The 4,769-nt window shown below is 36.9% G+C and carries 8 protein-coding genes; 2 read left to right on the top strand and 6 right to left on the bottom strand.

The annotated features are described in order from the left end of the window. A partial coding sequence (gene mtnK / locus RQ763_RS09575) for an S-methyl-5-thioribose kinase (RefSeq protein ID WP_314152638.1) occupies nt 1-1,076 on the bottom strand: 1,076 nt, incomplete at its 3' end. A 66-nt stretch (nt 1,077-1,142) separates the two neighbouring features. Between mtnK and RQ763_RS09570 the strand changes: the two genes are divergently transcribed. After that, on the top strand, nt 1,143-1,343 hold the full coding sequence (locus tag RQ763_RS09570; RefSeq protein ID WP_314152639.1) for a hypothetical protein: 201 nt from the start codon (nt 1,143-1,145) through the stop codon (nt 1,341-1,343). On the opposite strand, the gene RQ763_RS09565 is transcribed toward RQ763_RS09570, so the two are convergent. The 5 genes from RQ763_RS09565 to RQ763_RS09545 are packed head-to-tail and all read right to left on the bottom strand — an operon-like array spanning nt 1,340 to nt 3,911. Next, nucleotides 1,340-2,035: a hypothetical protein gene (locus tag RQ763_RS09565; protein ID WP_314152637.1), complete on the bottom strand. Its 696-nt coding sequence runs from the start codon at nt 2,033-2,035 to the stop codon at nt 1,340-1,342. The two genes, RQ763_RS09570 and RQ763_RS09565, sit on opposite strands and share 4 nt — an antisense overlap. Further along, nucleotides 2,032-2,325, bottom strand: coding sequence for a hypothetical protein (locus tag RQ763_RS09560; protein ID WP_314152635.1), 294 nt, complete (start codon nt 2,323-2,325; stop codon nt 2,032-2,034). The genes RQ763_RS09565 and RQ763_RS09560 overlap by 4 nt, the downstream gene beginning before the upstream one ends. Next, nucleotides 2,322-2,483: a hypothetical protein gene (locus RQ763_RS09555; protein WP_294928445.1), complete on the bottom strand. Its 162-nt coding sequence runs from the start codon at nt 2,481-2,483 to the stop codon at nt 2,322-2,324. Before RQ763_RS09555 ends, RQ763_RS09560 begins: the two co-directional genes overlap by 4 nt. Next, nucleotides 2,484-2,903, bottom strand: coding sequence for a hypothetical protein (locus tag RQ763_RS09550; RefSeq protein WP_314152634.1), 420 nt, complete (start codon nt 2,901-2,903; stop codon nt 2,484-2,486). It lies immediately after the preceding gene. A gap of 9 nt (nt 2,904-2,912) precedes the next feature. Beyond that, nucleotides 2,913-3,911 carry an Lrp/AsnC family transcriptional regulator gene (locus tag RQ763_RS09545; RefSeq protein ID WP_314152632.1) on the bottom strand — a complete coding sequence of 333 codons (999 nt, stop codon included), beginning with the start codon at nt 3,909-3,911 and terminating at the stop codon, nt 2,913-2,915. A gap of 139 nt (nt 3,912-4,050) precedes the next feature. Between RQ763_RS09545 and RQ763_RS09540 the strand changes: the two genes are divergently transcribed. Continuing rightward, entirely contained in the window at nt 4,051-4,620 is a 570-nt protein-coding gene (locus tag RQ763_RS09540) for a bifunctional precorrin-2 dehydrogenase/sirohydrochlorin ferrochelatase (RefSeq protein WP_314152631.1), read from the top strand. Nucleotides 4,621-4,769 lie beyond the last annotated feature (149 nt).

Raw genomic sequence — 4,769 nt, 5'->3', positions numbered from 1 at the left:
GCGACACCGTAAACTCTTCTTGCCATTTTAACTCCGGCATATCCGACACTCTCTTTTATGATATTTTTTATAAATTTCTCTTTATATCTTACAAGTGTTTCACTATCCAAATAGCCCTCGACTAAGAGAGCCGACTCTCTATGCTCTGCCCAAAAATCCAGAAATTTCTCGCTAAATTTATCTAAAACCTCTTTTATAGTCACTAAAAGCCACTCTTGAAAATCTTTATCTTTTGTAACAACGACATGATAAATATAGTTGTTTACCAAGTTTGCCAAAAGAGCACCTATATCAAAGCCAAACGGTCCAACAAAGGCAAACTCCGGGTCTATCACATAGGTCTGACTCTCGTTTATCATGATGGAACCCGTATGCAGGTCTCCATGTAAAAGAGCATCGTTTTGCGTCATGAACTTATATTTTAGCTCTATAACTCTCTCTTTAAACTCCATATCTTTAAAAAGTTTTTGCGCCTCTGGATTGTTTTTTACATTTTCATTATCGTTTGTTTCATGCTCCATAAAAGGGAAACTGAAAACCAGATCTTCTGTTAGTTTACAAAGCTCTATATTGGAGTTAAACTGAGCGATAATAGCTCTTTTTTCACTACTGCTAAGATACAGAGATGATGTGTAAAAAAGCATAGCCGACATATACGTCGATATATGTTCGCTAAATTTTTCATATTTTACCCCCTCCATCAACCCTTTTCTCATAATAACATGATTGCCTAGATACTCCATAACCACAAGGCTCATATCTTCACTGGTATGGTAAATATTGGGTATAAAACTTGGGAGGATGCTGTAAAATTTCTGCAAGGCTCTTATCTCGTATGTCATTCTCTCCCGCCCCAGAGGAAACTCTTCACCCACGCATCTAAGATATGGAACTGCCTGTTTTGCTATAAGGGCTTTTTGGGGATTTTGCACAGAGCTTATTTTATATACATAGTTGAGATTGCCGTCACCGATCTCCTCTGCCGTCAAATCATCAGTGCCGAAATATGCCATAATTTTTTTTATCTTTGAGATATGCTCTATCACACTTGTTTTATCTAACTTTTTATAATCCATATTTTCCTCTTTATTTAAAAAATTGTATCATAATTCGTTTTTATTTTATTAAAAGGAGGGTTTGTGATGGGTTGGACATGTCAACATGACTACAAAGGCTACTGCAAGCTTATTAAAAAAGAGTGTGTTCCTGGAATGAAAGGGTGCATACTAAAAAGCAGCGAGTATACGTTTAGCACCGGCAGCTATGAAGAGGACAAAAAGAATCAGGATGAGAAACAAAACAGCCCTGAGATTGATTTTGCCGCTTTAGCAAGAAGCAACTAATCCCAAAACTCCAATGGATTGGGATATAAAAAAGTATACCCAAGCTCTTTAATCAACCTCTGCGACAAAACTTTCCTATTTGAAAAGCCTTGAAAATTTCCAATCTCAGAACCAAATTTTTGGCTGTTCTTTTGATGAATCTCTTTTCTTGTCGGATGCTCTGGTGCGACAAGGTTGTATATACCCTGATTTACTCCGCTCTTTATCATCATCTTTACAATATTTATCACATCGTCTCTGTGGATATAGTTGACAAAACCGTCGCTAAAATCAACAGCACTCTTCCATTTTCCCGCAACCCTATCCTCTCCCATAAGTCCGCCGAGCCTTAAAATGAGAACTCTCTCTTTTGAACCAATAAGCAAATCTTCAGCCTCTTTTATAAGAGATGTTTTTGTGATAGATGCGCTCTCATCAACGTCTGAGTCAAACTCTCTGTAGATGGATGTCGAACTCATTAAGATTATTTCACATGTAGGTTTTGTCAGTGCGGCTATTTTTTGAAGTGTCTTTAAGTAGTTGTCTTTTGTGTTTATTGCGATTATTACTATATCATTTTGCCAAAAAGGAGCGTCATCCGCAGTCGACTCCCTTGAGAAACACTCTACATCCAACTCTTTTGAAAGTTCACTAGAGAGCGGCTTTCCAAGCCAGCCACATCCGATAATTCCGACACTCTTTTTTTGGTTCATTTCTTAGGTTTGTTTGTATGGTAACTTTTTTTGATTGTTATCATCTCATAAAGAGAAACTTCTGGCATCGCCTCTTCTATGAGTTTATCGGTGTCGCTAAACTGACCTCTCATCTTCTGGATATCTTCGTATCCTGCAGGTTTAATCTCATTCATCGCTGTGCCTACAACAATCGCCCATACAAAAACAAGCATAGCCCAAACAGTTTTTTTAGCGCCTACATAAACTCCAACGAAGTGGAAAGCAAGGCTTAAAGCTACGGCAACTGCCAATATAATAGTTAGACTCATTTTACTAAACGCTCCTCTCTTGGTTTAACTACGATTCCGGCATCTTTAACCATTCCATCGCTAAAATGCTTAACGCCTATGGTCGCAAGCACCATTAACCCGCTAATGAGCAGCAGGAAAAATATTGCTAAAGAGTATCGTTTAAATATTTCCAGCATCTACTCAGTATCTTTCTTTTGCTTTGCTTCTTCTTCCATCTTAAGATCACTGCCTGTCCACTCAATACATCTTGAAGTGTGGAAATCTCTCTCATAGTCACTATTTTTAAATAGATGATCTTCAACTCTCCAGCCCAGTGCTTTAGACAAAATTACAGATCTTGCAACGGTTCTTTTCATCTTGTTTTCACAAATTATCTCTTCACCGGCATTAAACATCTCTTCAACGTTTTGCATCCTTGATGTTGTCGCATTGTAGTGCAGAGTTACCATAATCAAGACAAAAGCGCCAACAGAGAGCATCCCTCTTTTAAATGCGACCTTTGGCATAAAATCTCTAGTTGTTACAAACGCTGTAACGCTGAGAATAAAAATTCCTATTACTATATATACCGCTTCTAATTCTAAAAAAAGTTCCATTTTTATTCCTTAATTTCCATATTGTTCTTCCCAAGCGGCAAACTCGGGAGTGAAGTACTCTATTCTTACCTTCTTAAACTCTCTTGAGCTGTAAAGCGGCATGTAACTCTTTGATTCTATCTCTAATGCCATATCAGCGATAATGGCATTTGTCTCATCCGTGCTCTTTCCGTGAACCATTGTAAAAAGGTTATATGGCCAATTTGCATATTTTGGGCGAAGATAGCAGTGAGAAACTGCGCTAAATGCAGCAGCTTTCTCTCCTATAGCTTCTCCTTTTTCTTCATCAATATCCCAAACTACCATAGCATTAGCGCTAAAGCCTGCTTTTCTATGGTTGAGAATTGAAGCAAATCTTCTCATAACTCCCGCTTCTTGAAGCTCATTTAAGATGCCAAAAAAAGTGTCATAATCGATACCAAGCTCATCTACTGTCTTCTTAAACGGCTCGCTTATCATCTCTATGTCATATTGAGCGCTTCTTATTACTGCATGATGAAGAGGAGTAAGCTCTATTTCAGTATGTTTGACTCTTTTTACTTCCTCTTTTTTCTCATCTTTGCCAGTAGTGTTTAGCTTTACGTTGATCTTAAAAAGCTTCAGTGTAGGAAGCATAATATACTCCTCTGCTCCCGTAGCTTCTGCCAGAACCTCTAGCGTTTTTTCAAGACCTAGTTTAGAGTTTGGAGCAACTGCGAGCGTAAACCAGATGTTAAAATCGTGATTTCTCTCATAATTGTGTGATATTCCAGGATGAGAGTTTATAATCTTTACCGCATCACTTATCTTCTGTGCAGGAATTTTAAATGCTACCAAAGAGGAGATATAGCCCAATCTTTTTGTGTCAAATATTGCTGACGTTTGACGTATAATATTGCTTTTTTTCTGCTCTTGCAAAATGCTAAGAACCTCATCTTCACTCATATTTAATTCATCAGCTATAGCCTTAAACGGTCTTTCAACCAAAGGAAATTTCTTTTGAATGCGTGATAAAATTTCATCCTTCATATATATTACAGTTCCATTCATTATTTTTATTTATGTCGATTGTAATCTAATTTCAATTAATCTAAGTTGATATCTATCAATAAGAGTTTTAAAAAAAGTATGATACTATGTCACTCAAACAGAGACGAAAAGAGATAGATTGAGTTATTTTCCGGCCTTCTTAAAACTTGAAAATAGAAAAATTCTAATAGTCGGTGGCGGTGTTATCGCTTTTGAGAAGTTAAAGCATCTTTTAGATTTTACATCCGATATCTCTGTAATAGCGCTTGAGCTCTCTGATGAGATGCAGAAGATGGTAGAAGAGAGAAATCTTCATTTTCTAAAAAGAGGTTACAAGAGAGGCGATATTAAAGATTTTGCAATTGTTGTCGTTGCAATTGATGATATCCCCCTTCAAGCAGAAATATTTAAAGAGTCAAGGCACTACAACTGCCTTTGCAACTCTGTTGATTCAGTAGATTATTGTGATTTTATTTTTCCATCATATATAAAAAAAGATGATTTAACTATTGCCATATCTACATCCGGAGCTTCTCCGGCTATTGCAAAACATCTGAAAAAATATCTTCTAAAGCTGATTCCATCAGACATTGCTGTTTTTTTGAAAGAGATGAGAAGCCTAAGAGAGAGTTTGCCAAAAGGCAGAGAGAGAATGAATATGCTTGATAAAAAAGCAGAAGATTATATACAAACATGGAGCAAAAAATGAGTATGAAAAAAGCGTTAATATTTGGGTTCTTTACAGCCTTTCTAATCTTGGGAGTAGTCTCAATGAAAAGAGCGATGCCTGAGGCAAAAGAGGAGCGTATATATCAAGCCATAAAGGTTTACAGCCCTTACACGGTAGAGAAAAAAGTA

The sequence above is a fragment of the Sulfurimonas sp. genome (assembly GCF_032250635.1).
Taxonomy (GTDB): domain Bacteria; phylum Campylobacterota; class Campylobacteria; order Campylobacterales; family Sulfurimonadaceae; genus Sulfurimonas.
The sequence above is the reverse complement of the archived record's forward strand: the minus strand, read 5'-3'. Positions and strand labels throughout refer to the sequence as shown.

Coding starts and splice junctions, on each gene's coding strand:
- RQ763_RS09570 (WP_314152639.1), top strand. CDS start 1,143: ATGGGTTGGACATGTCAACATGACTACAAAGGCTACTGCAAGCTTATT.
- RQ763_RS09565 (WP_314152637.1), bottom strand. CDS start 2,035: ATGAACCAAAAAAAGAGTGTCGGAATTATCGGATGTGGCTGGCTTGGA.
- RQ763_RS09560 (WP_314152635.1), bottom strand. CDS start 2,325: ATGAGTCTAACTATTATATTGGCAGTTGCCGTAGCTTTAAGCCTTGCT.
- RQ763_RS09555 (WP_294928445.1), bottom strand. CDS start 2,483: ATGCTGGAAATATTTAAACGATACTCTTTAGCAATATTTTTCCTGCTG.
- RQ763_RS09550 (WP_314152634.1), bottom strand. CDS start 2,903: ATGGAACTTTTTTTAGAATTAGAAGCGGTATATATAGTAATAGGAATT.
- RQ763_RS09545 (WP_314152632.1), bottom strand. CDS start 3,911: ATGAAGGATGAAATTTTATCACGCATTCAAAAGAAATTTCCTTTGGTT.